This is a genomic window from Pseudovibrio sp. W74, assembly GCF_001623085.1.
GTDB lineage: Bacteria > Pseudomonadota > Alphaproteobacteria > Rhizobiales > Stappiaceae > Pseudovibrio.
In genome coordinates this window covers 19,592-44,051 of record NZ_LMCJ01000046.1, presented here as the reverse complement: position 1 = coordinate 44,051, position 24,460 = coordinate 19,592, and the positions used below count along the sequence as shown (strand labels likewise).

General features: G+C 50.0%; 29 protein-coding genes. 11 read left to right on the top strand and 18 right to left on the bottom strand.

The window, feature by feature from the left end; translation table 11 throughout:
• From PsW74_RS29915 to PsW74_RS20485, 3 genes are all read left to right on the top strand, one after another.
• Nucleotides 1-868 (top strand): penicillin-binding transpeptidase domain-containing protein (locus tag PsW74_RS29915; protein WP_275505968.1); only part of this gene is annotated, 868 nt, incomplete at its 5' end.
• Entirely contained in the window at nucleotides 865-1,566 is a 702-nt protein-coding gene (locus tag PsW74_RS20490) for a DUF1214 domain-containing protein (protein ID WP_063288164.1), read from the top strand. The genes PsW74_RS29915 and PsW74_RS20490, both read left to right, overlap by 4 nt.
• The gene (locus PsW74_RS20485; protein WP_063288163.1) at nucleotides 1,563-2,153 is read left to right on the top strand and encodes a hypothetical protein; all 591 of its coding nucleotides are present in this window, start codon (nucleotides 1,563-1,565) and stop codon (nucleotides 2,151-2,153) included. Before PsW74_RS20490 ends, PsW74_RS20485 begins: the two co-directional genes overlap by 4 nt.
• A 12-nt stretch (nucleotides 2,154-2,165) precedes the next feature.
• Here PsW74_RS20485 and PsW74_RS20480 read toward each other — a convergent pair whose 3' ends face one another.
• Nucleotides 2,166-3,008 (bottom strand): hypothetical protein, encoded by an 843-nt coding sequence (locus PsW74_RS20480; protein WP_063288162.1) that lies wholly within the window; start codon nucleotides 3,006-3,008, stop codon nucleotides 2,166-2,168.
• A 644-nt stretch (nucleotides 3,009-3,652) separates the two neighbouring features.
• On the opposite strand from PsW74_RS20480, the gene PsW74_RS20475 reads away from it, so the two are divergent.
• Nucleotides 3,653-4,309 carry a hypothetical protein gene (locus tag PsW74_RS20475; RefSeq protein ID WP_208988083.1) on the top strand — a complete coding sequence of 219 codons (657 nt, stop codon included), beginning with the start codon at nucleotides 3,653-3,655 and terminating at the stop codon, nucleotides 4,307-4,309.
• Here PsW74_RS20475 and PsW74_RS20470 read toward each other — a convergent pair.
• Together PsW74_RS20470 and PsW74_RS20465 are read right to left on the bottom strand one after the other, a co-directional pair.
• The gene (locus tag PsW74_RS20470) at nucleotides 4,283-4,669 is read right to left on the bottom strand and encodes a DUF1491 family protein (protein ID WP_063288161.1); all 387 of its coding nucleotides are present in this window, start codon (nucleotides 4,667-4,669) and stop codon (nucleotides 4,283-4,285) included. The genes PsW74_RS20475 and PsW74_RS20470 overlap by 27 nt on opposite strands.
• Nucleotides 4,670-4,702: 33 nt before the next feature.
• Nucleotides 4,703-5,581 (bottom strand): peptidoglycan-binding protein, encoded by an 879-nt coding sequence (locus PsW74_RS20465; RefSeq protein ID WP_063288160.1) that lies wholly within the window; start codon nucleotides 5,579-5,581, stop codon nucleotides 4,703-4,705.
• 528 nt (nucleotides 5,582-6,109) lie between these two features.
• On the opposite strand from PsW74_RS20465, the gene PsW74_RS20460 reads away from it, so the two are divergent.
• Both PsW74_RS20460 and PsW74_RS20455 read left to right on the top strand, forming a co-directional pair.
• Nucleotides 6,110-6,694: a DUF5330 domain-containing protein gene (locus PsW74_RS20460; protein WP_057465874.1), complete on the top strand. Its 585-nt coding sequence runs from the start codon at nucleotides 6,110-6,112 to the stop codon at nucleotides 6,692-6,694.
• 146 nt (nucleotides 6,695-6,840) lie between these two features.
• A complete protein-coding gene (locus PsW74_RS20455) occupies nucleotides 6,841-7,272 on the top strand; it encodes a SufE family protein (RefSeq protein ID WP_057465873.1) in 432 nt (143 codons plus the stop codon).
• Here PsW74_RS20455 and PsW74_RS20450 read toward each other — a convergent pair.
• From PsW74_RS20450 to PsW74_RS20405, 10 genes are all read right to left on the bottom strand, one after another.
• Nucleotides 7,235-7,981: a DUF6456 domain-containing protein gene (locus PsW74_RS20450; protein ID WP_063288159.1), complete on the bottom strand. Its 747-nt coding sequence runs from the start codon at nucleotides 7,979-7,981 to the stop codon at nucleotides 7,235-7,237. The genes PsW74_RS20455 and PsW74_RS20450 overlap by 38 nt on opposite strands.
• Entirely contained in the window at nucleotides 7,965-8,375 is a 411-nt protein-coding gene (locus tag PsW74_RS20445; RefSeq protein ID WP_063288158.1) for a helix-turn-helix domain-containing protein, read from the bottom strand. The genes PsW74_RS20450 and PsW74_RS20445 overlap by 17 nt, the downstream gene beginning before the upstream one ends.
• A 490-nt stretch (nucleotides 8,376-8,865) precedes the next feature.
• On the bottom strand, nucleotides 8,866-9,282 hold the full coding sequence (locus tag PsW74_RS20440; RefSeq protein WP_008549808.1) for a MucR family transcriptional regulator: 417 nt from the start codon (nucleotides 9,280-9,282) through the stop codon (nucleotides 8,866-8,868).
• Between the two features lie 463 nt (nucleotides 9,283-9,745).
• The gene (gene mnhG, locus PsW74_RS20435) at nucleotides 9,746-10,108 is read right to left on the bottom strand and encodes a monovalent cation/H(+) antiporter subunit G (RefSeq protein ID WP_082830654.1); all 363 of its coding nucleotides are present in this window, start codon (nucleotides 10,106-10,108) and stop codon (nucleotides 9,746-9,748) included.
• Complete coding sequence (locus tag PsW74_RS20430; RefSeq protein ID WP_057465869.1) at nucleotides 10,105-10,458, bottom strand: cation:proton antiporter; 354 nt, start codon at nucleotides 10,456-10,458, stop codon at nucleotides 10,105-10,107. Before PsW74_RS20430 ends, mnhG begins: the two co-directional genes overlap by 4 nt.
• Entirely contained in the window at nucleotides 10,455-10,934 is a 480-nt protein-coding gene (locus PsW74_RS20425) for a Na+/H+ antiporter subunit E (RefSeq protein WP_057465868.1), read from the bottom strand. Before PsW74_RS20425 ends, PsW74_RS20430 begins: the two co-directional genes overlap by 4 nt.
• Nucleotides 10,931-12,517 (bottom strand): Na+/H+ antiporter subunit D, encoded by a 1,587-nt coding sequence (locus PsW74_RS20420; RefSeq protein ID WP_063288157.1) that lies wholly within the window; start codon nucleotides 12,515-12,517, stop codon nucleotides 10,931-10,933. Before PsW74_RS20420 ends, PsW74_RS20425 begins: the two co-directional genes overlap by 4 nt.
• A 4-nt stretch (nucleotides 12,518-12,521) precedes the next feature.
• Entirely contained in the window at nucleotides 12,522-12,899 is a 378-nt protein-coding gene (locus tag PsW74_RS20415) for a Na+/H+ antiporter subunit C (RefSeq protein ID WP_057465866.1), read from the bottom strand.
• A complete protein-coding gene (locus tag PsW74_RS20410; RefSeq protein ID WP_057465865.1) occupies nucleotides 12,899-13,315 on the bottom strand; it encodes a Na+/H+ antiporter subunit B in 417 nt (138 codons plus the stop codon). Before PsW74_RS20410 ends, PsW74_RS20415 begins: the two co-directional genes overlap by 1 nt.
• Nucleotides 13,315-15,663 (bottom strand): putative monovalent cation/H+ antiporter subunit A, encoded by a 2,349-nt coding sequence (locus PsW74_RS20405; protein WP_063288156.1) that lies wholly within the window; start codon nucleotides 15,661-15,663, stop codon nucleotides 13,315-13,317. The genes PsW74_RS20410 and PsW74_RS20405 overlap by 1 nt, the downstream gene beginning before the upstream one ends.
• Before the next feature lie 258 nt (nucleotides 15,664-15,921).
• On the opposite strand from PsW74_RS20405, the gene msrB reads away from it, so the two are divergent.
• The 4 genes from msrB to PsW74_RS20385 all read left to right on the top strand — a co-directional run bounded on the left by msrB (nucleotide 15,922) and on the right by PsW74_RS20385 (nucleotide 19,736).
• Nucleotides 15,922-16,329, top strand: coding sequence for a peptide-methionine (R)-S-oxide reductase MsrB (msrB, locus tag PsW74_RS20400; protein WP_063305865.1), 408 nt, complete (start codon nucleotides 15,922-15,924; stop codon nucleotides 16,327-16,329).
• Nucleotides 16,330-16,624: 295 nt separating this feature from the next.
• Nucleotides 16,625-18,718, top strand: a complete 2,094-nt coding sequence (locus PsW74_RS20395) for a S9 family peptidase (protein ID WP_063288155.1) — start codon at nucleotides 16,625-16,627, stop codon at nucleotides 18,716-18,718.
• 219 nt (nucleotides 18,719-18,937) lie between these two features.
• Nucleotides 18,938-19,303, top strand: coding sequence for a hypothetical protein (locus PsW74_RS29465; protein WP_208988082.1), 366 nt, complete (start codon nucleotides 18,938-18,940; stop codon nucleotides 19,301-19,303).
• A 49-nt stretch (nucleotides 19,304-19,352) separates the two neighbouring features.
• Nucleotides 19,353-19,736: a hypothetical protein gene (locus PsW74_RS20385; RefSeq protein WP_063288154.1), complete on the top strand. Its 384-nt coding sequence runs from the start codon at nucleotides 19,353-19,355 to the stop codon at nucleotides 19,734-19,736.
• A 1-nt stretch (nucleotide 19,737) separates the two neighbouring features.
• On the opposite strand, the gene PsW74_RS20380 is transcribed toward PsW74_RS20385, so the two are convergent.
• From PsW74_RS20380 to PsW74_RS20360, 5 genes are all read right to left on the bottom strand, one after another.
• Entirely contained in the window at nucleotides 19,738-20,796 is a 1,059-nt protein-coding gene (locus PsW74_RS20380; protein ID WP_063288287.1) for a ferredoxin--NADP reductase, read from the bottom strand.
• A complete protein-coding gene (locus PsW74_RS20375; protein WP_082830653.1) occupies nucleotides 20,793-21,953 on the bottom strand; it encodes an aromatic ring-hydroxylating dioxygenase subunit alpha in 1,161 nt (386 codons plus the stop codon). Before PsW74_RS20375 ends, PsW74_RS20380 begins: the two co-directional genes overlap by 4 nt.
• Nucleotides 21,940-22,245, bottom strand: a complete 306-nt coding sequence (locus PsW74_RS20370) for a hypothetical protein (RefSeq protein ID WP_057465862.1) — start codon at nucleotides 22,243-22,245, stop codon at nucleotides 21,940-21,942. Before PsW74_RS20370 ends, PsW74_RS20375 begins: the two co-directional genes overlap by 14 nt.
• Nucleotides 22,220-22,828 (bottom strand): TetR/AcrR family transcriptional regulator, encoded by a 609-nt coding sequence (locus PsW74_RS20365; protein WP_063288153.1) that lies wholly within the window; start codon nucleotides 22,826-22,828, stop codon nucleotides 22,220-22,222. Before PsW74_RS20365 ends, PsW74_RS20370 begins: the two co-directional genes overlap by 26 nt.
• Nucleotides 22,829-22,970: 142 nt before the next feature.
• Nucleotides 22,971-23,570 (bottom strand): superoxide dismutase, encoded by a 600-nt coding sequence (locus PsW74_RS20360; protein WP_057465860.1) that lies wholly within the window; start codon nucleotides 23,568-23,570, stop codon nucleotides 22,971-22,973.
• A gap of 236 nt (nucleotides 23,571-23,806) precedes the next feature.
• Between PsW74_RS20360 and PsW74_RS29460 the strand changes: the two genes are divergently transcribed.
• On the top strand, nucleotides 23,807-24,460 hold a 654-nt coding region (locus PsW74_RS29460; RefSeq protein ID WP_208988081.1), incomplete at its 3' end, for a YbfB/YjiJ family MFS transporter.

Sequence of the window (24,460 nt, the reverse complement as noted above, 5' to 3'; positions counted from 1 at the left end):
CAACATCGGCGGCTGGAGCCCACGCAATTATACCCGCCGCTATGCAGGTGCCGTGACGCTGAAGACGGCTTTGACCAAGTCGATCAATACGATTCCCGTTCGTCTGGCACAGGCCATCGGACGCGATAAGATTGCAACCACAGCCTATATGATGGGCATCAACAGCGAGCTGCGTATTACGCGCGCGATGCCGCTTGGCGTCTCTGAGGTTACGGTTCTTGATATGACAAGTTCCTACGCGGCCTTCGCAGCTGGCGGGAAGAAGGTTGACCCCTACGCCATACTAGAGCTGCGTAATTCAAAAGGCGAGTTGCTTTACAACCATGATCGTGACGCTGGCCCTTCTCTGCGGATTCTACCGTTTGATAAGGTCTCGATGATGAATGATATCCTGGTGAACGTGGTGGAACGTGGCACTGGCCGACGTGCCCGGCTGGATGGAATTACTGCAGCCGGTAAGACTGGTACGACACAGGCTTATCGCGATGCCTGGTTCATTGGCTACACGGGCAACCTTGCGGCTGCGGTCTGGTATGGAAACGATGACTTCTCTTCCTCACGCCGCATGACCGGAGGTAGCTTGCCTGCGATGACCTGGGGCAACTTTATGAAGTATGCGCACCAAGGGTTGGAGCTAAAAGCTATGCCCGGTGTGGAGCCGCCAGAAGGTAAGGATGTTATTGCCGCAAATGGTCTTAGTGATGTTGAGATTACAGGTCCACCAGAGCTGCTCAACAGAACGTCTCAGCAAGTTCTGGAAGCGCTTGGGAAGCGGCTGCGTGCGCTTCCATTCAACAGTATTTCTCAGTCAAACGTGCAGGCCCAACTGGGCTTTGACGCAAAGGCGGATGTGACTTATACCCGATGACCCACACCCCTCACATGCCTTTGGTGGCGGTTCGCGAACCAGAAACCACCCAGATTTTTGATGGAGAAACCTCCTGGCAAAAGCCTTGGCCTCATATTTCGCCATTGCTTTTCAAAGCGCCGTTTTTCTCGTTCGGACCGTTCTTATTCTCCATCATGATTGCTTTGATCGTGGGGATAGGCAGTGCTTATCTGTCGCTGAGCAGAGGCTCTCCGTTCAGCGCATTGGAAAGCGGTGTGTGGGTTGCGCACCCGCATGCAGGGACGATCGACAGTGACCCTTACAGTACAGCGATCTTTGCTCGAACCGGGCGCGTGCCGCTTGGAAGCGGTGAAGGCATTGCGTTTTACGCTGCCTTTGATGACAGCGGACGGGCGCTAGACTCCCAGTGCAATTACCGAATTGCGGGTAAGGTGCCATCTACACGGCTTTGGACTATTACGGCTTTGAACAACGCCCTGGAGCTGCTTGCGACCGATGCTGGCCGCGCCTCCTTGCATAGCCATGGCATTTTGACGGATCACACAGGCGCGTTTGCGATTCAGGTTTCTCCTGAAGCCCGACCCGGGAACTGGCTGCCAACCGGGGGGAATAACGGGCTGGTGTTTGCCATGCGTCTTTACGATATCCCCTATACCACGGGTGCCGGCTTGAGTGCTCCAGTGATGCCTGCTGTTGAATTGGTGAGCTGCAAATGAATGATCTCCTCAATAAACTGCAGGACATTTACATTTCCCCTCGCTGGATTTTATGGGGCATCGGCGGATTGCTCGTCGCGGGGATAATTCATGTGGCCATTGTTTTGAGCGTTCCCGCTTATGTTCCGCATTCCCCTTATGAACGCGTTGGCGGCTTTGGTGCAGATCGCAGTTTTCAGATGCTGCCACCGATCTTGCCACGCAGTGAGCCTCTGCCGGATCTTGATCCATCTATGCGTCATGCGATCTGTCGTTACTCCCTTGAGAACGGCCCATTGATAGTGAGCGCGTTTGCTCCCTCTCCGTTCTGGTCGCTTGGCCTGTTCAATGAAAAGGGACAGGTGACTTACAGTCTCAATGACAAGACATCTGAGGGCGAAGCTGTGCGCATGCTGGTGCTGACACCGCAGCAGCTTTCGATCCTGCGTGAGAACCCGCCTGAAGACCTGGAAGAGATGATTGTGGTTGAGACGAATGAGCTGAGGGGGTTTGCGCTGTTCCGTGCCTTTGCACCGTCCAACGCGTATCTGCCACAGATCTCCGCAGCGCTGCGATCTGCAACTTGCTCTGATCTGCCAAAGATTTAGAGCACCACCCGGCTATTTTTGCGGGACAGCGCTCTCCAAACCCCATCCGGTAAAGATGCGAGACGGTTTCTCGACCTGTTCTGCCGGACGTTTGACCTCGGCATAACATTTGGAAGGCAGTTCTTCATAGGTGCGACGCAGCTGTTCGTAACCTTTGCTCGCGTCCCAGATTTGCTGGGCAGACGGGGTTTCCACTTCCAGCGCGTTGATGGCGATCTGATAGGCCTGTAGGCGGCGGCCTGTGGCGCGGAGTACCCAATCCACAAAGGACTTATTCTCGCGCACCCTCGCCTTTACCCCCGTTGCAAACTGCGGGTTCACCTGAGTTTGGCGGCTCAGTGCCTCCAGACGCTCATGATCACTCACCAGAACCTGACGGGCAATTTTACAAAACGGCAGGAGGAGCTTTTGATCAGACCTCATGTCATCAATCAGGCGAGTATAACGCGTTTCGCTGGAGCGGTACTTATCCGAGCGCAGATAAACGTAATAGTTTGACGGATTGATCGCAGCATATGGATCTTTCAAAAAACCCTGACGTTCCAACTGAGCCTTGTTAGCTCCAATCCAATCCTCAGAGGCCGGAGGCACAACCAGCGTCCATCCGCGATCACGCAGTTCATTTTCCTGATCTGTCAAATTGAGGTTGGAAACATCTTGCTTCTGGGAATAGCGGTAGAGCATGCCCAGATCTTCTGCGACGCGGTCATGGAGGAAATTTGGCTTTGCTCGGCCAAAATCTCCAGTGGGTTTGGCGCAGGCAGACAACAGCAGGCTGGTTGAAGACACAAGTAGGAGACAAGTCGCAAAGGTCCGACCTTTGCTGATCAACTCTGTTTTCCCGAACTCGCCCATGACTCACAATCCCACTGCTTGCAGCAATGGAGATACAGGCAAAGAACGTAGGAAGCTAGTCCCTCTCGTATTCCGAGTGCTCTTCTACAACGCGAATAACGCCAACTCTGCTGCGGCAGCCTAATCCTGACGGCATTTTGTAGACACCCGGGAATATATGGATCTGGGCTGATGAAACCTGGCGGTCAAAGCCTCTGCGTATCTCTAAGGGTTGCCTTCGAGACCGCTCAGTCACGAGATAATGAAGTGTACCCATCGTTTGTCCTCTGGCACATTTACCGGTCAATTCCGTGGTTCTTCCAAGCCTCAGTTAAGCGGAGTTTCAGTTAATGAGCTGTAAAGCATTTGCTCCTAAATTTAGCTAGTAATTATATTCGATGTCATATGTGTCGCTGTGTATTTCTGGCGATTGCGAAAAACATCGAGAAATCATTGTTTTGCGTATACAGGTTCCTTCACTCATGGAAGACAGGTCTCAACTCTTAATTGCAGCAACAGAGGCTTTTGCTCAAACCGGCCATTCTCATGCAAGCTCTCATATGTATGAGGAGTTAGCGCTGCAGCACCTGTCATCAGCCACTGCGGCAAGTCGATTGAAGGTAGCACACCTGTTGTGCCCGATCTCTCATGCTCCGGAGGCCGTGATGAAAGCTCTTGCAAATGACCATGATCAGATGATTGGAAAATACGTTGCTCTCAATTCCAGGAGCACCGTTGCCCCTTCACATCCAGCCAGTTCCTCTGATGAGCTTGCAGAAGATCTGCTTGGTCTCTTCCTGGAGAGCGCGCCGATCTCATCATACAAAGAACTCTCAGTAAGCCTGTCAGATGCCTCTGCTTCAGATGACACGGTTGACGCTCTGACGGAGAATGAGGCGCAAGAACTAACACTTAGAGGTCTAAAATTTGGCCATACGAGCATGGTTGGCCAGTTGGCGCACGCCTGCCGCATGACTCCAGATCAGATCCATCAATGCTGTACGCATTCTTCTCCGGACGGATTCGTTATCATGCTCGTTGGTCTTGGGTTCTCTTCCCGTCTTGTCGATCAGCTGCTCGTCCGGTTTTGGGGCACACTCATTGAGACAGATCGCATGAGAGACCTGCAAAAGTCAGCTGCTGGCGTTAGCAAGAAGATTGCGCGACAGTTGCTCTGCAGCTGGAGTGGAGAGATTTCTCATCCTCGCTATAACACGATTTTTGAGGCAACCGAGACAGTTGTGCGGGAACTCAAAGCCCAGGGCACATCTTTAACGCGGCCCTCACATTACCATTCAGAACTTGCGACCCTTAAAGCCTGAAAATAAATCTTCAGGCCCCGGCTCTTTTGGCAGTGACAGGAAGCTTCTGGCTTCCTTATCTTCAACTTCGACAACCCAGAAGTCAGGGTCCATGCGCTCTTCGCGTTTGAGTTTGGCTTCAATTTCCTCTCGTGAAGTCTTTTCCATCAAACATTCAAACTCGCGATCAAGTGGCTTTTCCTCTTCAAAGAAAGACTGCGGTGCAGGACCGTAAAAGTCGTAGGTCGTGTCCAACCGATCAACAATGATGAAGATTGCACCTGCTTCCAGCGCGCCTTTGCGGCGTATGCCTGCGAAAGCACCTTCCCCGAAGCACCGGCGTGTGTAAGCAGCGACCCAAAATTCAGAGGTTACTCGCATCAAGTTGTCTTTCTTATTGAATTAGTCGCGCTATCAGATCCGCGTGCCACTGACGGTAGCAAGCTTAGAGAAGAGGGCTTCGCTCATTTGCCCGTCTATCTGCAAAGCATTATCGCGTTGGAATGCGGCAATTGCAGAAGCGGTCTGTCCACCCGGAATACCATCAATTGTAAGCGGGCCGTACCCCAAATCCGCCAATGTTTTTTGCAGGCGCTTGATACGCTCAGTCATTGCATCCGTTTGACCGGAGACTTGTGTCAGATTGGAGCCACTTTGCGTCAGCGCCTCTATTTCCTCAGGACTAGCCCGAGGAATAGGAATCTCAGTCCCTTCAGCAGACGCGGTGTTTGGAGACGGCGTAAACGCGGCAAAGTCCATTGTCAGCCGTGCGAGCAGCGCTTCGGTCACCTGCCCGTTTTCACTCATTGCGCGTTGTCTTTGATAAGCACGGACTGCCCGTTCTGTCGCGGGACCGAACTGGCCATCCAAACTGCCCGGATACACCCCTAAACGGCGCAGTTCTTTTTGCACTTCAGCAACCAGCTCTTGCTGCCTCAATCTCTGAGTTGCTCTTACAAGTTCCGAGCTATCTAACTGGCTTTGAGAAACCCGCGTGGCGACCATTGGAGAGGGATGCTTGGCATCTTGCAAAAAGGTTGCGTTCACCGCGATCAGCGATGCCATACCAACGAAGCCTAACAGCACCAGTGTAGAGAGCTTGTTCATGCCTGGAGACTTTTTGGAGGCAGCGTTAGCAACAGCAGCATGATCGACTTCGCCATTTTCATAGAAAACACCGTCTTCGTCATAGTCCACATGCATTTGGTAATCACCATCAGGCTGCGTATGTGCAGCCCCCCTACGGGCTCCACCTTTGCTCGCTTTTTTGCCGTTTGGCTTTCGCCCCACCATCAAGCACTACCTCTTTCAACGCAATTTGTGTGTTACCCGAGTACTCGGTTACTACTAATTTAAACTGGTGTCTTCCTGAGAGGTTAGAGATATCGCCCTCACCTCAGCAAGTCCACTTTGAATAGCTCTCTGCCCACCGAGAACCACCATAAAACCTTGGGTTAAATTGGGCTGTATTCTGGTTTTCCAGTCCTACTGTTTCTATCAAGTTTTGCTTAAAAAAACTCTTATGTGCACTTTTGAGTTTTAATTGTGAGCCCCATCTGGTGGCTTTTCACTTCAATAAGGTGCCGCTGGGATACTTTTTCTACACCTTTTATTAATCATAGATACGCTTCGCAAAATTTTCGAAAGACGAAAAATAGCCATAAATTTCAGTAGTTTTCAAATTTACATAAAATTTGATTCAATTTTATTGAGAACAATATATGTTATATTTGAGAGTAAACCCTATAGTTTCAACAAGTTAAACGACTATCTAAAAGTTGTCAGCCTATTCGGCGCACTTGAAACCCACGGGCGAAGCCAATGTTCTTTTTGCTTAGAACTACATTTTGGATCGGACTTGTACTGCTTCTGCTTCCAATTGGAACTGGCAGTGATGAGGACGCACCATCTATTGGGATCGTTCAGGTTTACCTTGCTGCTCAATCCACCGTGAAGGATCTTGGGGGTTTTTGTGATCGTAATCCCAATGCTTGCGAGATGGGCGGCTCGGTCATCACTCTCGTCGGTTTAAAGGCAAAAGAAGCTGCTCGCTTGACCTACAATTACCTCAGCGACAGTGAGACAGAAGATCTGCAACCCACAAAGTTTGCTGCTCTGCCGTCAGCTCAGGATGCTATCGAGGCAATACCGTTTGATGAAGTTGCAGCTGGCCAGCTGCTGCCGAGCCTTACAAGCCCATCAGACGAGCCTGCACATTCCGGTACACTTAGTTCAGCTGATCGGGACATTCCATGGCAACTCGATCAAGACCAGCAACAGAACAGCTCTGCGCAAGCAGATCCGTCTGAACAAGGTCTATTTGCTGAAGTTCAGCCAATCTATGCAACTCCAGTTGCTGCTGTTCCGTTACCGCGTCCTAATCCGCTGTATTACGGCCGGAATTAAGGTCAATTTCCATAAATCTGAGCTATTTATGGCCTATACTCTCATCTGGAGTGTGGGCCGTTATATATTTTGAATCCAATCGTATTGCCCCTAACCGGTTAGCGCGGTAGAAACGCCCTCAAAACCCTGAGTGAAAGAATAGTATTATGACCACTGCGATCGCTGATATTCTGGAAGGCTTTGAGTTCCTCGAAGACTGGGAAGACCGCTATCGCTATGTCATCGAACTGGGTCGAGAACTTGAGCCCCTGACAGATGATGAACGCAGTGAGGAAAACCGCGTTCATGGCTGTGTTTCTCAGGTCTGGCTTTCGAAGAACATTCAGGAAGATACCGATAAAGGCCCGATCCTGTTCTATAAGGGCGACAGCGATGCACACATTGTTCGCGGTCTTGTTGCTATCGTTCTTGCGCAATACTCCGGTGTTTCTGCAAAGGAAATTCTTGCTACGGATATCGAGAGTATATTTGGCAAGATTGGCCTCAAAGAACACCTGACGCCTCAGCGTTCCAATGGCTTGAGTTCCATGGTTCAGCGTATCAAGGATGATGCGTCCGCAGCTCTAACTCCGAATTAGACGCTGCCCAACTCGCCATCCGAGCGTTTTCGGGACCGACCGCACGACTGCGAGACGAACCGTAATGTGTAGTAAGTCGGTCTAGCGCCAACCCCAGAACAATCTTGGCTGTTCGTTGTGGCCATTGACGCTCGCTCTCAACCTGTTTCAAAGGCTTCAAGAAACAGCACACATCCATGAGAACGCCGGAGAGCTCTGGTCCGACAGTTGAGAGAGCTCTTTGAAGGCGATCTCTGGCATCGTAAACGCTGTCGGATACATCATCTACCTTAGTACTCGATCTTGATGATTGCTCGCTGCGCCAGTTCGATCTAACGGTACCCCAAAGTTGCGCGTAGGTGAAATCTCCTCTTAATCGCTCACCTGCTTCAAACTGCAGCTCCGAGATGTATCCTCTCCCCGTTTTGTCCTTTCTACTCCTTAGCCAGGCCAGTGGACTTTCTGAGTTGATGGTATTGATCTGAGATTGCTCCGTTTTAGATTGAGTTTCCAACCCTCCAAGGCTCAATTTTCGCCGCAACCAGCTTTTGCCTTCTTTGGTCAGTTGGTAACCCTGCGCATAGGGAGCAACCAGCGACAGGGCTATTGCACGCGATAAGGCAGCTTTAGCATCCCCCTCAGGTTCCGCTTGCGGCTTTGCAACTGCGAGCCCTTTGCAGAATTTGATGAGCTGCATTTCAGATACTGCTTCCTCAGGCTGGGTAGGCATCAGGCTGACCTCCGGAGCTTAGGGAAGAATGCATGCGCGCACTGGCCACAGACGCAGACAGCTGCCCCTCTATCTCTGAGAGGACAGCATCAAATTTCGGATCTTCTCTTAAATCTTCAACCACTTTGCAGGCATGAGCTGCTGTTGTTCTGTCACGCCCAAAGACTGCACCTGCTTGGGACAGGGTCATGCCCATTGAGACGTGAAGAATATACATAGAGACTTGGCGGGCCTGTGCAGCTTTTGCATAACCGCGGGAGGCAGAATGAAGCTCCTCTGGCTTCAATCCAAATGCAAGCGCAACACGGCCTGTCGCCATCCAGTCCACCGCTGACAGAGGCTTTTGGGACAGTCCAGAATGAACCGAAGACTCCGAACACGGACTCTTGGACATTTCATTTTTCTCCCCCTCAGAAAATCTTGGCATTTAATTACTCCAATGAACTGATTGGTTATCGTCAAAGAACAATTGATTGTTGCCCTAGCGATACTCGGGGGGGATAAGATTGGTACCTCGCGGTCTCAAAGCATAAATTTTTCTAAACGACTGGCAGACTTAAGCGATTTTTGAGTCCAGCTTCGGAGTTTCGAAAGCTGCCCTTAAAACCTTATCGAATTATTTTTTTGAATTAACTCTTGAGACTTGCAGGTGTTTTGAGATCACAACTTAGTAAAGCACAAGAAAATTAGAACTTAAGCTCTAGTGTCAGATGAACTAATTTTACCTTTACGGAAGGTCGAAGAAGGCGTGCCAGGGCACTATGCACAACACGTGCATCCTTAAGGGAAATTCATCAATAATGGGGGGATAAAAAACAGCAGAAGGGGAATAAAAAAAACCAGCCCCGATTGAGGCTGGTTTTCTGTCAGGATATGTCCTGAAATTACTTAGCGCGTTTACGCTGCTGGCCAAGACCCATTTTCTTAGCAAGCTCAGAACGAGCTGCCGCGTAATGAGGAGCAACCATTGGGTAGTCTGAAGGCAGACCCCATTTTTCACGATATTCTTCAGGTGTCATATCGTAATGCGTGCGTAGGTGACGCTTCAGAGACTTGAACTTCTTACCATCTTCAAGACAGATGATGTAATCGTTCGTAACAGACTTCTTCACCGGCACAGCTGGCTTGAGTGGCTCAGGCTCTGGCTCGGAAAGATCACCACTGGTTTTCTGCAAAGCGACGTAAACGTCGTTGATCAGCACAGGCAAATCGGCAGAGGCCACAGTGTTATTACCAACATAGGCTGACACGATATCAGCAGTCAGTTCCATCAAATTATTATCTGCAGGGATCTCGCTCATCTCTAACCTGTCATCTTGTGGATCTAAATTTCGTAGGTGTGCTTACTTACTACAGAGCTAATACTTCAATCCGAAGATTAAACGTTAGATCCGTACTTATCTCAGCTAAGCTTCGACTCTAAACAAGCAAAAACCATAGGAGGCTTTTATAGAGACAGGAAATAAGGATAACAAGTTAAATTCGGCATGAAAAAGCAGATTTACTATGGTTTTTTGTGCATTGTGATTTAGAAGGACCTTACAGACTTCCAACAAACTTGAGAAATCATAGAAGTAAACTAGATAAACTGCTTGCCCTAATGTACAGGTAAAAGAATGAGACTTTGCTGTGTAATTGGCTGTTGGCAAGGCGATGCCGGTGAAACTCACGTTTCTAGTCAACCGCCTTCCCAAAGGGCATTGTCGATTATTTCTGGTGATTTGGTTGCACGAAACCCCAGAAACTGTGATCGAACCTGACATATTATTGCGGCGTTTCAGGCTCCACAGACTTCTTCGTCACACTCAGCTCGTCCAACTTGGTTTCCTTACAAGGTTTGTAGCCCACGACATAGGCTGCGCGTGCGATGAGGTGTGCAGAAACCGGAGCCGTCAACAGAAAGAAGCAGACGGTCGCGACAGCGCGCATGAAATCATCCCACTGCTGCGAATAGAGGCCAAGCGCCAGCACCATCAAGCCAGACCCCAAAGTTCCCGCCTTGGACGCTGCGTGCATGCGTGTGTAGACGTCTGGCAGACGATTGATGCCAAGCGCTGCGCCAGCTGCGAAGATTGCTCCTATAATGAGCATTATTCCGGTCAGGATGGAGATAACTGCTGACATCATTTCTGCTCCTCCTGCTTTTCGGAATCTTTGATTTCCTGCATGATAATAAAGTCTTTGGCTTGCCCTCGATTTAAGATGAAACGGGCGAAGGCAACGGTTGCCAGAAAGCCGACAAGACCGAGTGCAAGCGAGATATCGATATAGAGCGTGTATGATGACCCGACACCCACAGTCGCTATCAGGCCAATGGCGACAACCACCAATAGATCCAGTCCGACAATACGGTCAGGCAAAGTTGGGCCTTTGATGATGCGATAGACAATCAGCAAGAATGTCAGGCCGAGAATAAAGAGCGCGATGCTCACACAGGCATACAGAAAATCTGATGCGAAAGCCTCAAATCCGTTCATCGAAACGCCTCCAAGATCTGACGTTCAAAACCATTCTTGATGCCATCAATTGTTTCTTCTGGGTCTGGCACGTTGAGACAATGAACAAACAAGACCTTTCGATCTTCCGAAACATCGACGGAGAGCGTTCCCGGTGTCAACGTGACCATGTTTGCCAGCAATGTGATCTCAAAGTCTTCGCTGACTGAGAGCGGCACTGCGATGATGCCTGGGTGGAGATTGATCTTCGGTTTGATAACAATCATCAGCACCCGCCAGGAGGACAGCACCAACTCTTTGAAGAAGCTGCCAGCAAGAATGAGAATCTTCCCACCGCGCTGAAAGTAGTCTCGAAATGCGATCTGTTCCCGGATCAGGAACAACGCAATACTGGACAAGATAAAACCGAAAATCAGATTCAGCGGTGTGAATGAGCCGGTAACAGCGCCCCATGCTGCTGCAAGCAGCAAGTTCATGAGAAAGACCGTGTTGTTCATCGGATGCCTCCAAATACGGAACCGATATAGGCTGTCGGATCAATCAGCGTTTTTGCTCCATTTTCAGTTATGGACATCATGGTTTCCGGCAAGATCCCAATTATGAAGATCAGCGCGGTCAACACGACGAGTGGCAACCAGATGCTCCACGATATCTCAGAGGCGTCAGAGCTTCCGGCAATGGGGAGAGCTTGAATGCCATCCACCGTGTGCTCATTCCCGCCCCGCCAGAATGCGAAGATCCAAAGACGTCCTACAGCAATGGTCGTAAACAGCCCAGAGACCAGAATACCAGCTGCGACCCAGCCACGACCAGCTTCTAGCGCACCAGCTACGAGCAACAGTTTTGCCCAGAAACCAGAGAAAGGTGGCAAGCCTGCGACTGCGAGCAAGAGGATCAAGCCTATTCCAGCGCCCAGAGGCGTGCGGATGTAGAGACCTCCGATTTCCCGCAGGGAAAATGTTCCGCTCATCTGGAACATGAAGGCGACCAAGAGATAAAGCGCGGTCATGATGAGAACGGAATGCATGGAGTAGAAGATCGCACCAGATACAGCAACTTCATTGCCGACTGCGATACCAGCCATCATGGCACCGATACCAGCGATGACGAGATAGGCCATCAGCCGTCGGATATCTGTTTGAGCCAGCGCACCAAGTGAGCCGGTCAGCATCGTTGCGATGGCGACTATTCCAATTAGAGAGGCGAGCCAGTCACGACCTTCCGGCATCAGCAGAAGCATCACTCTAAGCAGCGCATAGACACCTACTTTGGTGAGTAAGCCTGCAAAGATTGCGGCTACCACCAAACGTGGTGTGTGATAAGAGGCGGGAAGCCAGAAATTGACTGGGAACGCTGCTGCCTTCATTGCAAATGCAAGGAAGTACAAGGTTGCCAAACCAAGCATTGGACCAGAGCTGTCAAAGGCTTTCAGCTTGCCAGCGATGTCCGCCATGTTCAGCGTACCAACCAGACCATAAAGCAGGCCAGTTGCGGCAAGGAATAGCGTTGTCGCAATCAGGTTCAGCACTGCATATTTTACAGCACCGTCGATCTGCACCTTTTCATTTCCGAGGATCTGCATACCGAAGGATGAGATCAACAGGACTTCAAACCACACATAAAGGTTGAAGATATCTCCTGTCAGAAATGATCCCGTGACACCACAGAGCAGCATCAGGAGGAACGGATAGAAACCGTAGCGTCTTTCGTTTTCAGCAATTGAGTTCATTGCGAAGACGGCGACACACATGGTTGCGACAGAGGCTGTCAGTGCCAGCAACGCGCCGAGCGGATCAGCTGTAAAAGCGATGCCGAATGGCGGGAGCCAACTGCCCATCACCATCGTCACAACACCGTTGGTGAGAACGTGGTTGAGCAAGCCGATGTTTGAAAGGATCACCAGTGCGATTGTTGTGATCGCGATCCAAGGCTGAGTAGCCGATTTCTTTCGGAAAATAATTGAAATTGCACCGCCTGCCATGGTGAGCAGGACAGGAGCAACCAATAGCCAGTCGGCAAGAGGCACCGCCTCCGTCACCATTGCCGCTGTAATATCAACTGTCGTTTTCGTTGCAGCCATCTACTTAGTACCCCAGCGGCGGTTCAGAATGTTCTTTGGGTTCTGCGACGCGCATATCAAGCAAGTCATCTGTTCCCAGCTCCTGATAGGCCCGGTACCCGAGGACCAGGAAGAATGCCAGGAAGGAGAACGAGATCACAATTGCGGTCAGCACCAATGCCTGAGGCAGAGGGTTCGCTGTTGCTTCTACGGGGAGATAGCTTTGAAGCGGAATAATTGGCGGTACATCCCGTGTCAGGCGTCCTGCCGTGAAGATCAAGAGGTTCACGGCATTTCCAAGAATGGCAATGCCCAGCAGGATCCGTACAAGCTTGCGAGACAGAAGCAGATAGATGGAACCTGCAAAAAGGATCCCGACCAGAACAGAGAAAAGCGTTTCCATTAGTCTGCCCTTTCTTCCAGAGAAAGAGCGATCGAAGAAATCGCTCCTACCACCACCAGATACACTCCAATATCAAAGAACAGCGGTGTTGATAGATCAATCACCGTGCCCAAAAACGGAAGCGCAAGCCACTGACTTGTCATTGCTGGCTGACTGAAGAACAGGCTCGGCAACACAGAGACAACCGCGAGGAGCAGGCCTGACGCGGCAATGGACATAGGATGAAACTTCATTGCTCGGCGAACTGCAGAGACACCGCAAGCAATGCCATAAATTGCAAAGGCAGAAACGGCAATCAGCCCACCGATGAAACCTCCGCCGGGCTCATTGTGCCCACGGAGCAATACGAAGACGGAAAAAAGCATCATCAGAGCAGAGAGATACGGAGCGACCGTTCTGAATATGAGCGTATTCATTAGCGATTTTTCTCCGAGTTCGAGTTTCCGTTTGATTTAGGTCGCACTCGGATAAGTGCAAGGACCGCCAGACCAGTTACCATAACAACGGAGATCTCTCCGATCGTATCGAAGCCGCGGAAATCAACGAGAATAACGTTCACGATGTTCCGACCGTGCGCAATCGTCCGACTGTACTGTGTGAAGAACTCAGAAAGTGTAGGATCAAACGGCAGTTGAATAATGGACATCAGCAACATGCTGATACCCGCACCGCAAAGCACTGACAGGCTGATATCAAATGCCTTGCCACGCGATGACCGGGCATCGGTTGGCTTCAGATTCAGACGGGTCATTACCAACGCAAGGATCACAACCGAGAGTGTCTCGACCATAAACTGCGTGAAGGCTAGATCCGGCGCTCCAAAGAGCAGGTAGATCAGTGCCACTGCAAAGCCTTGAATACCAAGCAGGACAATCGCCGTTACTCGGTAGCGTGCTGTTAACACGGCATAAACGCCAATCACCGCAATCGCGGCAATAAACCACTCATAAGCATAGAAGCTGCCTATACCTTGTAGTTTTGGCCAATTGCCTGTGAGGATCATTGGTACAAACAGGACTAGCGCGATTACGGTAAACGTTGCACGCATATAGGTGACCATACTGCCAGTTTGAACTGTTTGTGTCAGCGTGGTTGCAAAACGAATGATAATTTCCAGGACCTGGTCGAAGCCTTTATCCGGTCCCCACCCAATGGTTCGCAGAGCATCTGCAACAATCACACGAAGCTTATCCATGTACATGAAGATGATAATACCAAGGGCAATTGTCGCTAAAGACAGGTAGAGCGCTGGTGACAGGTATGTGGGGAATAGATGCAACTCTTCATCAAATGGTGTTCCCAGAATTGCAGAGGTCATTGGTGACAAGAGCTGATGACCAACTGATGCGATGAATGCACCGGCTGCCAGCCCCAGAACCGCAAGAGTGATTGATCCTGCAACAAGTAGGACTGTTCCTTCATGAGCAACTTTTGGTGTTTTCACCTTGGTGCCGAAGAACGGTTTAATGGCAACGGTCGCGGCCAGAGCAAACATCATCGCGTTGCCCAGTACGGCAAAGCCAGTCCAAAGCCCACCGTTCACAGCGTGCCATGTTCCGTCATAAAGAACTTCTTTAGCAACAAAACCGACAAGGGGCGGTAAGCCTGCCATTGATAATGCAGAAAGGACCGCAGCTGTACCGGTGATCGGCATCAGTGAGAACAAGCCCCCTACTCTGTTCAGGTCGCGTGTACCTGATTCATGGTCGACGGTTCCGACCACCATAAACAAAGAGCCCTTAAAGAGTGAGTGCGCGAACAGGTATATAACGGCGCCTTGGATCGCCACCGGGTCTGATGTGCCTGTCAGCATCACCAGCAACCCGAGAGACGCAACTGTTGTGTAGGCCAGAACAAGTTTGAGGTCGGTCTGCCGAATGCCAAGAATGGTGCCAACGAGCAGTGTGATGCCACCAAAGATCGGAAGTACGGTCATCCAGAGTTCTGTATCTCCCAGAACCGGATGCATGCGCATGAGCAGGTAAACACCGGCTTTCACCATGGTGGCAGAGTGTAAGTATGCAGAAACAGGTGTCGGAGCTTCCATTGCGTTTGGAAGCCAGAAATGGAACGGAAATTGAGCTGACTTTGTGAAAGCGCCCAGCACCACCAAGATGAAGATCGCGGTGTAATACGGGCTTTTGCGTAAAACATCTCCGGAGTTGAGCAACTCACTCAACTCGAAACTACCACCTTGGTAGCCAGCTAAGATCAAACCAGCCATCAGAGCTAGACCACCGCCGCCAGTTACAACAAGCGCTTGCACAGCAGAGCGGCGAGAGGCGCGGCGCAGGTGGTCAAACCCGATCAACAGGAAGGACGTGATAGACGTCAACTCCCAGTAGATGAAGAGCGTGATGACGTTATCAGCAACAACAACGCCCAGCATGGCCCCCATGAAGAGGAACAGGTAGGATAGAAACTGCCCAAGGTTCTCATGGCCTTTCAGGTATCCACCTGCGTAGAGCGTTATGAGCGTTCCTATTCCCGAAATTAGAAGCGCAAATAAGACAGACAGGCCATCCAGATAAATCGAGAAATTTACGTTGAAGGTGGGAACCCACTCCAAGCTCGCCTTGAATGTTTGCCCCTCGGCAATGCCTGGCACGAATGAAAGAAACTGTAGGAACGCCAATGCAGGAATAACAGCGAGAAGCCACGCAGCATTGTGTTTCAGAGTCTTTGCCAGAAAGGGACTAAGCGCAGCGGCAACAAACGGGCCTAATAACGCCCAGAACGTTGCCTCGACACCGAATAAAGGCATGTAGCACTCCGTAAATTTATTAGTGTGGTTAACCTATAAGACCGAGTCGAATTTGCCAAACACGCTCCCCCGACCACTCCAAAGACATAAGCTGCCCACCCATGCAGGGCAAGTTCATCACATTCTAGTTTTGTCAGGTTCCAATAAACTTTAACCTCACCTAATTGTAACTTGCCTTATAGGCATTGGCTGTTTGTTTATGTCTTGGTAAACTTAACATGGCCCTACCATTGAGCCCGGTGAATAAGGATTTCTATCATGTTTAACAAAAAATCACCTAAGGACATGACCGAGTCGGAATGGCGGGAACAACTGACCCCTGAGCAATATCGTATCCTTAGGGAAAAAGGTACCGAACGAGCCTTTACAGGCCCTTATTGGAATACCTTTGAAACAGGCACCTACAGCTGCTCAGCATGTGGCTCTAAGCTATTCAAATCAGACACAAAATTTGATGCAGGCTGCGGCTGGCCAAGTTTCTTTGAGGCGGTCTCTCCCGATACTGTGACAGAACATAAAGACGCTACGCTTGGCATGGTGCGCACAGAGATTTGCTGTGCAAGTTGTGGAGGACATCTCGGACACGTTTTCCCTGACGGCCCACCACCAACAGGACTTCGCTACTGCATGAATGGTACTTCGATGACATTCACACCTGACACGTAGTTTTGATCAAATCCAAGATAGGTGTTATCGCGAGGCAAAAGAGCGACGTTTTGAAGCTGTGGAAGAACAACTCTAATTACATTGAAATAATATTATCTGCTCTCTTCGAAAGACATATGAGCATGAAAATTATCGGTGTAAAAAGCTTCAGGTTCAAATTTATACCTTCGATTCAGCGCATATCTTCTCAGGGATAAGTTTTAATCGGGAACTGGTTTTATGCTCGTTCCCGATTAAAATGCTGAAGAATAGAATTCAGATTTCAAAATCATAAGCGTAAACTCAGTCAGGTATAATGAAAAAGTCAGTTCCACCAAGCGCGCAGATGCGCACTCATGAAACCAGCCATCATGGTTTTACTCGCAACGAGCCTTATGCCTGGCTGCGTGCAGACAATTGGCAGGAGGTAATGCGAGACCCCACTCTGCTTGATCCTGAGATCCGTGCCTATCTTGAAGCAGAAAATGCTTATACCGAAAACGAGATGGAAGACACTGAAGTGCTGCAAAAGGCACTTTTTGCAGAGCTTAAAGGTCGGATCAAAGAAGACGACAGTTCAGTTCCTTCTCCAGATGGTGAGTACGCCTATGCGACCAAGTTTGTTGAAGGTGGCCAGCACCCCAAATTTGTGCGCAGCAAGCGTGATGGGAGCGACCCTATTGTTCTTGTCGATGGCGATCTTGAAGCTGATGGCAAAGCATACTTCAAATTTGGCGGTGCATCTCACAGCGATGATCATAGGTATCTGGCCTGGGCTTACGATGACAAAGGCTCCGAGTACTACACACTGAAAGTGCGTGACACGACAACAGGACAGGATCTGGAAGACACCATACCAGACACCGGTGCAGGCGGTGTTTGGTCTACGGACGGTCAGTATCTGTTTTATGTTCAGGTAGACGCAAACCATCGCCCTTCCAAGCTCTTCCGCCACAAGCTTGGTACAGCACCGTCTGAAGATGTTCTTGTTTATGAAGAACAAGATACAAGCTTCTTTGTTGGGCTTGGCAGAACACAATCCGGACGCTTCATTTGTATTGGTTCAGGCGACCATGAAACCACCGAGGTTTGGCTTATTCCTGCAGATGAACCTTTGGCAGCCCCTACGTTGGTTGCCAAGCGTGAGACTGGTGTGGAGTATTCCGTTGAAGACAATGGTGACCGCCTACTGATCCTGACCAACGCTGGCGAGGCTGAAGATTTCAAGATTGTCAGCGTACCGCTCGTCGCTCAGCTTGCTCTTCCGGGTAAGTCACACTGGGTTGATCTGATTGCTCATAAGCCTGGCCGTCTGATCCTATCGCACGATGTTTACAAGGATTATATGGTGTGGCTTGAGCGCGTTGATGGCTTGCCGCGCATTGTCGTCCATCGTTTCATCGATGGTATTTCACACAGCATTGAATTTGATGAAGAAGCCTATAGCCTCGGTATAGCCGCAGGGTTTGAATATAACACCACAACCATCCGGTTCACGTATTCTTCCATGACAACACCAAGCGAGGTATATGACTATGACCTTGCTACGCGCGATAGAGTGCTGCGCAAGCGGCAGGAAGTGCCATCTGGTCACGATGCTTCTGAGTACATTACGCGCCGCCTGATGGCTCCTTCACATGATGGCACACTGGTTCCGGTTTCTCTGCTCTATAAACGCTCGACAGTTCTGGATGGAAGTGCTCCTTGCCTGCTTTACGGTTATGGGTCCTATGGCCTTTCAATTCCTGCCAGCTTCTCCACCAATGCCCTGTCGCTTGTTGATCGCGGATTTGTTTATGCGATTGCGCACATTCGTGGTGGCAAAGACAAAGGCTATGCCTGGTACAAGAACGGGCGTCGTGAATTCAAGAAGAACACCTTTTATGACTTCATCGCGGCCTCGAAGTTCCTGGCTAACGAAGGCTTCACCGCTCATGACAGGATTGTTGCGCACGGCGGCTCTGCCGGCGGCATGCTGATGGGTGCATGTGCAAACATGGCACCTGAGGCTTTTGCTGCAATGATTGCTGAAGTGCCATTTGTGGACGTGCTAACCACCATGCTCGACGATACGTTGCCGCTGACACCGATTGAATGGCCGGAATGGGGTGATCCGATCCGCGATAAGAGCGCATATGGATATATCGCCTCCTATTCTCCCATCGACAATGTGGAGGCGAAAGACTATCCGGCGATCTTCGCACTTGGCGGCCTGACTGATCCGCGTGTTACTTATTGGGAACCTGCCAAATGGGTTGCAACACTGCGTGAGAAGAAGGCCAATGATAGTCTGGTGATGCTGCGCACCAACATGGATGCCGGCCACGGCGGCGCATCTGGTCGTTTCGATCGCTTGAAAGAGGTCGCCTTGGTCTACGCCTTTGCCTTAAAGCAGACCGGCAAGGCCTAACCTAACTTCACCAGGTAATGTAAAAAGGCGCCTCAAACGGGCGCCTTTTTTAATTAATATAGCTGCAAGTTTGCCTTTACCTTATTCTCAGTTCAAAAACTCCGTTAAGAATACTGGAACCAACATAGGACTAAGATTATTTGGTCGAATGAGGAGCTTTAACTCCTCTTGGCGCTCAATGTTAAAGACATAAACAACAAAAAAAGTCTGGAACATCCTGTGCGTGCCACTCTGGTTATCTTGCTTCTTATCCTTATGCTGCCTGCGTCTACAGTCGCTCAGGTCAACAATAAGCTTTATCCGTTTAATCATCTGATCCCGAATGACTTGCGGTCGGCGCCGCGGATTTATGGGTCGCAATATGATTGTCGGATCAGGGTGAAAGAGGATGGGGCGAAGAATGTTTATCAGGCGTTTGTGACCGGGTACTTCAGCGATCCCAGCCGCAATATCTCCAGCGTTGCCTGTTTTCGGACAATGAAGAAGTGTCAGGCTTATCTGAATTTCATGCGTGGGTATTTGGAACTTACGCGCAGTGCCAGCTGCCAGCACGGGTATTACAAAGGACTTTTTGGCTGGTTTTAAAATACACTTTTGACAGAAGAGGCCGATAAGGCCCGAAAGCGTTGATTAAATGAAGACAATTGCCCCACTCGCCTGCTTTGCAGCGGCGTCTCTGTTTCTGGTCAGCTGCAGTCAACCACCAAGCACCAATTATCTGGAACGGCAACTGATACCCCGCACAGGGCCAATCATGCCGCGTGTGAAAGGCACTCAGTATGATTGTTCCATTGCGACTGCTGAACATGGCGCCTCCAATATCTGGCAAGCAAATGTTGGCGGGCGCGTCTTGAGCGATAATCAGCCCTATAACGTCTCAACCGAGGCTTGCTTCACAACTCAGAGTGAGTGCGAAGCATTCCTCTATCTGATGAACGGGGTCTTAGACCAGATCGTCACATCCCGTTGCCAGCTTGGATATGAAAAAGGCTTCTTCGCCAAACTGTTCGGATCCTGAACTACTTAAAGCTGATCGATAGTTCAGCGGATTTTGCATAGGATTGGCAGGTCAGAATTGCTCCTTTGGCGACTTCAGAGTCTTCCAAAGCCATTCTGGCCTTCATGTTCACCGCACCACTCTTGATCTGAGCCCGGCATGCTCCGCAGATTCCTGACTGGCAGGAATAAGGTGGCTCCAAGCCCGCTGCCCGGACAGCATTCATAATCGACTGCCCTTTTGCAACTTCCAGCTCAATGGTCTCGCCGTAGTAGTCGAGCTTTAGCAGAGCTGGCACGCTGGCCACGTCTTTTGGCGTATCAAGATTCACGCCAAAACTCTCTGCATGGGTACGATCTGTCGGAACATCGCAGTTTCGAAGAGCCTCGCGCACATCTGCGTTCATGGTACCGGGACCGCAAATAAAGTATTGCGTATCCTGAGCAACCGGTCGGCATTCAGACAAATACTCCAAGGCCACATCTTTGGTTATCCGGCCAGATTTCCATGGTGAGAACATAGACCACAAGGATGGTTTGGACAGAATATGTCTAACTTCCAGTTGAGACGGGAAGCGCTCTGCCAACAGTTCCAGTTGTTCCTTAAAGATGATGTCATCAGCTGTCCGGTTCGCATAGAGCAAGAACAGTTTTGAACGTGGTTCTCTTTCCAATGCAGCTTCAATCATTGCGACAGCAGGCGTAATCCCGCTGCCACCGGCAAAGAAGTAGAGCGTTCTTTGCCGGTCTTTTAAAGGCTCAAGCGTGAAACCTCCGAAGGGTGGCATCACATTTAGCTGCTGACCTGCCTTCACCTTTGTACAGAGGAACTTGGAGACAATGCCATCTGGATTGGATTTGACCGTGATCTGTAACGCGTTACCGTGACTGGGGGCCGCTGAAATCGTGAAGGGACGACGCACCTTCTCGCCGTTTACATCCAGCTCAATGGTAATGTGTTGTCCTGGCTTCCAGAAAAACTCCTCCTTCAGTTCTGCAGGGACGTCAAATCTGATGGTTTTCGCATGCTTTGTTTCAGTGATAACCTCTGAAACCCTCAGTGAATAAACGATATTTCTCACGGTTTGCGCTCCACCCATTCAGCCACGACACGCTGATGATCGCGAACGGGCTTTTCGCCGTGTTTGGAGGACGGGCCGTGTTCAAAGAAAGGACTCTGCAGGGACTTCTGCTGCTGTTCGCAGGCGTAGATATCTTCCTGCATAAAATCACCAGACGACATCGGATCTGCTTTCGGGTCTTCGTTGTATTTGGCACCCAGATGCTTATCCCAGAAGGAGGCTGATGCCATGGCCGCTTTTGTGAAGGCCCAAGTGGATTCATTCGCCACACGGGTCCGTATCTCAACTACGGATCTGTCCGGGGCGATTGGCGTTATATGGAAGGTGGACCATGAATTCTCAGATTCACCCAATCCAATCCCCGGAAACAACATTGGCACCCAGGCTCCCATCTTGTCTTTCGGGATGCCCGGAATGAGTGGCATTGGTGTGACCTTTTCCACTTCAGCTGCATAGAAGTCTGCAAGAGGCTCCCAGAAGGCGAAGTGCGGGCCGATGAACTCGCACTCAATCTTTGAGTGGTCATACATGTTGAGCGTATGAGAATGCAGGTGTGACAGATGATACCCGTCGATGTAGTTCTCGACGATAATCTTCCAATTGGCCTTGATTTCGTGCTTTGAGTAGCCCTCTTCCGTCTCAATTAATCCAGCTGGATCATATGGCGCAAGATATGGCTCTACCTCTCCAAACCAATTGATGATGGATGGAGCGTTTTCATTAGGGTGCACCCAGAGCATTCCGCGCCAGATATCGACAGATGCCTTTTTCAAACCATTGCAGGACAAATCTATCCCGGGAAACTCTTTTTCTTGTTCCGGGACAGAAATCAGGTTGCCTTCAAGATCATATGTCCAATCATGATAAGGGCATGTGATCGCCTTTTGCGTCTTGCCTTCAGCTCGCAAAAGCTGGGTGCCTCTGTGGCGGCAGATGTTGTGAAACGCACGCAAGCGATGATCACGACCCATTACGATGAAGATATTGTTCAAACCAGCCTGAACGGAAATGTACTGGCCAGGTTCAGTGATGTCCTCCTGAAAGCCTGCCAGTGACCAGGTTTTGGAGAAGATTTCGACCTGCTCTCGATCAAACCATTCTTGCGAGGTGTAGGCCTCTTTGGGTAGAACGGGCATACCGTTGCTATGAGTAGACATGGGGAACGCCTCCTAGCTTCATTATTAGATCTGCGAGGATGAGATAGAGCGAAAGCGTCGCCCACAGGATGATCGTGATCCAGAACAGGAACGGGTTATCACCACGAGTGAGAGTTTCGACAACATAGACGGATTGGCTCCGCCACGCTCTAACTGTCCAAAGGAGGAAAAGCGCACCCCAGACCCACTGCCAGCCGTAGTAAAGTGAGGCAGCAATCAGGATCAGAGCAAAAATGGTTCGCCACTTGCCGTAGCTGATTATCTTTCTAAGGAGCTCTTTGAGTACCTGCATTATCTTCCAAGGACCTCAGCAGCAGCAATGCTGCATTTTTTGCATAACGCCTCCACGCGTGTGGCGGCTTGAGGGGAGCCAAGGAATCAACGTTGAAGTAGAGTGCCACGATGCCATGGGCGACGGTTTCGGCGGCTTCACTCTCCACTTCAGGAAAGTCTCGTTTAATTGCCTCGACGACAACTGCTGTAAAATCACCAACCCATTTCAGAAGAGCTTCTGCCTCAGCAGGAAACCTGTCTGCTGCTGCAACAATGGATTGGAACACCATCATCTCAGCTGGATCAGAGTGGCCGTGATCATCAAACAGATGATCAACGGCAGTGTAGGAACCACGTTTTGCTGGCAATGCGTTTGCGAACATTGTCGTCAACTCACCAAAGCCTGACAGAACATGGGTTACAACAGCGTTTATTATCTCTTCCCGATTACCGGCATGGTGCCTGATAAGCGGTCGTTTCAGTCCGGTTTCTTCAGCAATGCGTTCCAGCGTCACGCCTTCCAAACCATATTGAGCAACGCATTTCGCAGCAGCTTCAACAATTTCATTTAGTCTGGCGGATTGAACACTAGGACGCGGCATGGGTATGTGCTTTCACTCATCGGACACGAGTAGAGATAGGCTTCAAATAATTAACTGTCAATAGTGACAATTTAAAAAAATCAAAGCCATCGAGACAAAAAAGGCGGCACGAGGCCGCCTTGATTATAATCTGTCTTTGGGATTAAACAGCTGCAGAGTACAGCTCTTCCACGTATTCCCAGTTGATCAGGTTATCAACGAATGCTTCCAGGTACTTAGGACGCGCGTTGCGGTAGTCGATGTAGTAGGAATGTTCCCATACGTCGCAGCCAAGAATTGGGGTTGCGCCGTGTACGATTGGGTTTTCACCGTTAGGTGTTTTCATCACTACGAGCTTGCCGTCTTTAACAGCCAGCCATGCCCAACCGGAACCAAACTGGGTTACACCAGCGTTGATGAAGTCAGCGCGGAACTTGTCGAAACCACCGAGGTCTTCGTCAAACTTCTTAGCCAGAACGCCCGGCAGAGAAGAACCGCCGCCATTTGGTTTCATCCATTTCCAGAAGTGCAGGTGGTTAAGGTGCTGACCAGCGTTGTTGAACAGGCCTGCATTTGTGCCGTAGCTTTCCTTGACGATCTCTTCAAGGCTTTTGCCTTCAAGACCAGAACCTTCGAGCAGCTTGTTGCCGTTGGTTACATAAGCCATATGGTGCTTGTCATGGTGGAACTCGAGAGTTTCAGCAGACATATAAGGGGCCAGAGCGTCGTATGCGTATGGCAGGTCTTCAAGAGCAAAAGACATGGTATACCTCCATGGGAAAGGAAATTTTGGGCGCAGTACTTTTCAGTTTTACAACCGAGCAGCGCTGCAACTCATGGTGCAAAATAGTGATGTTTTTCCGTATGAGCAACGGGTGAAGAGCATAATTTGCAAATATTTTTCTTGTTTTTTTGTAAGTAGAACTTCTAAGTTGGAAATTACAGGAGCTGTGAGGTCACATTATTGGCTGTATTCTGCGGCTTGTAAGGAATCAATTTGTGTCAGATGCCTCCGAAAAACTCATGAAAACATCCACTACAACCAAAAAAGACCAGTTTGCAGTCCTTTCTGCGTTGGGTGGCTGCCTTGCTATGGCTGCAGTCATGGGTATCGGAAGATTTGTCTATACTCCGGTTCTGCCGTTCATGTTACAGGACGGAACTTTGAATGAAGTCAACGCAGGATTTGTCGCCTCCTCCAATTATCTTGGTTATCTGCTCGGAGCACTGCTGGCAGCTCGCGCTCCCCTGCCCGGCGGTCCCTATCGTATCTTCTTGATCGCGTTGATCACGAGCACTGTAGTCACCTTTTTCATGGCGTTTAGTCTTGGCGTCTACTGGTTTGTTGTCATTCGCTTTCTAGCTGGGCTGGCAAGCGCTTATGCATTTGTTTTGGTCGCAAATATAGTCATGCAACGGCTGGCTGAGACCCGTAGCCTTCATCTCTTTCCGATCCATTTCACTGGAGTTGGTATCGGCATTGCAGGTTCGTCCCTTATGATTGAATGGCTCGGCACAAGCTTAGAAAGTTCATCACAGCTTTGGATCGCAAGCGGTGCGCTCAGTCTTCTGCTTTCGTTGTGCGTGCCGTTTCTTCTTCCTCCACGAAAAGAGCTTGCTCCTCAAGCAGCTTCTCACGCCACCCAAACGAAG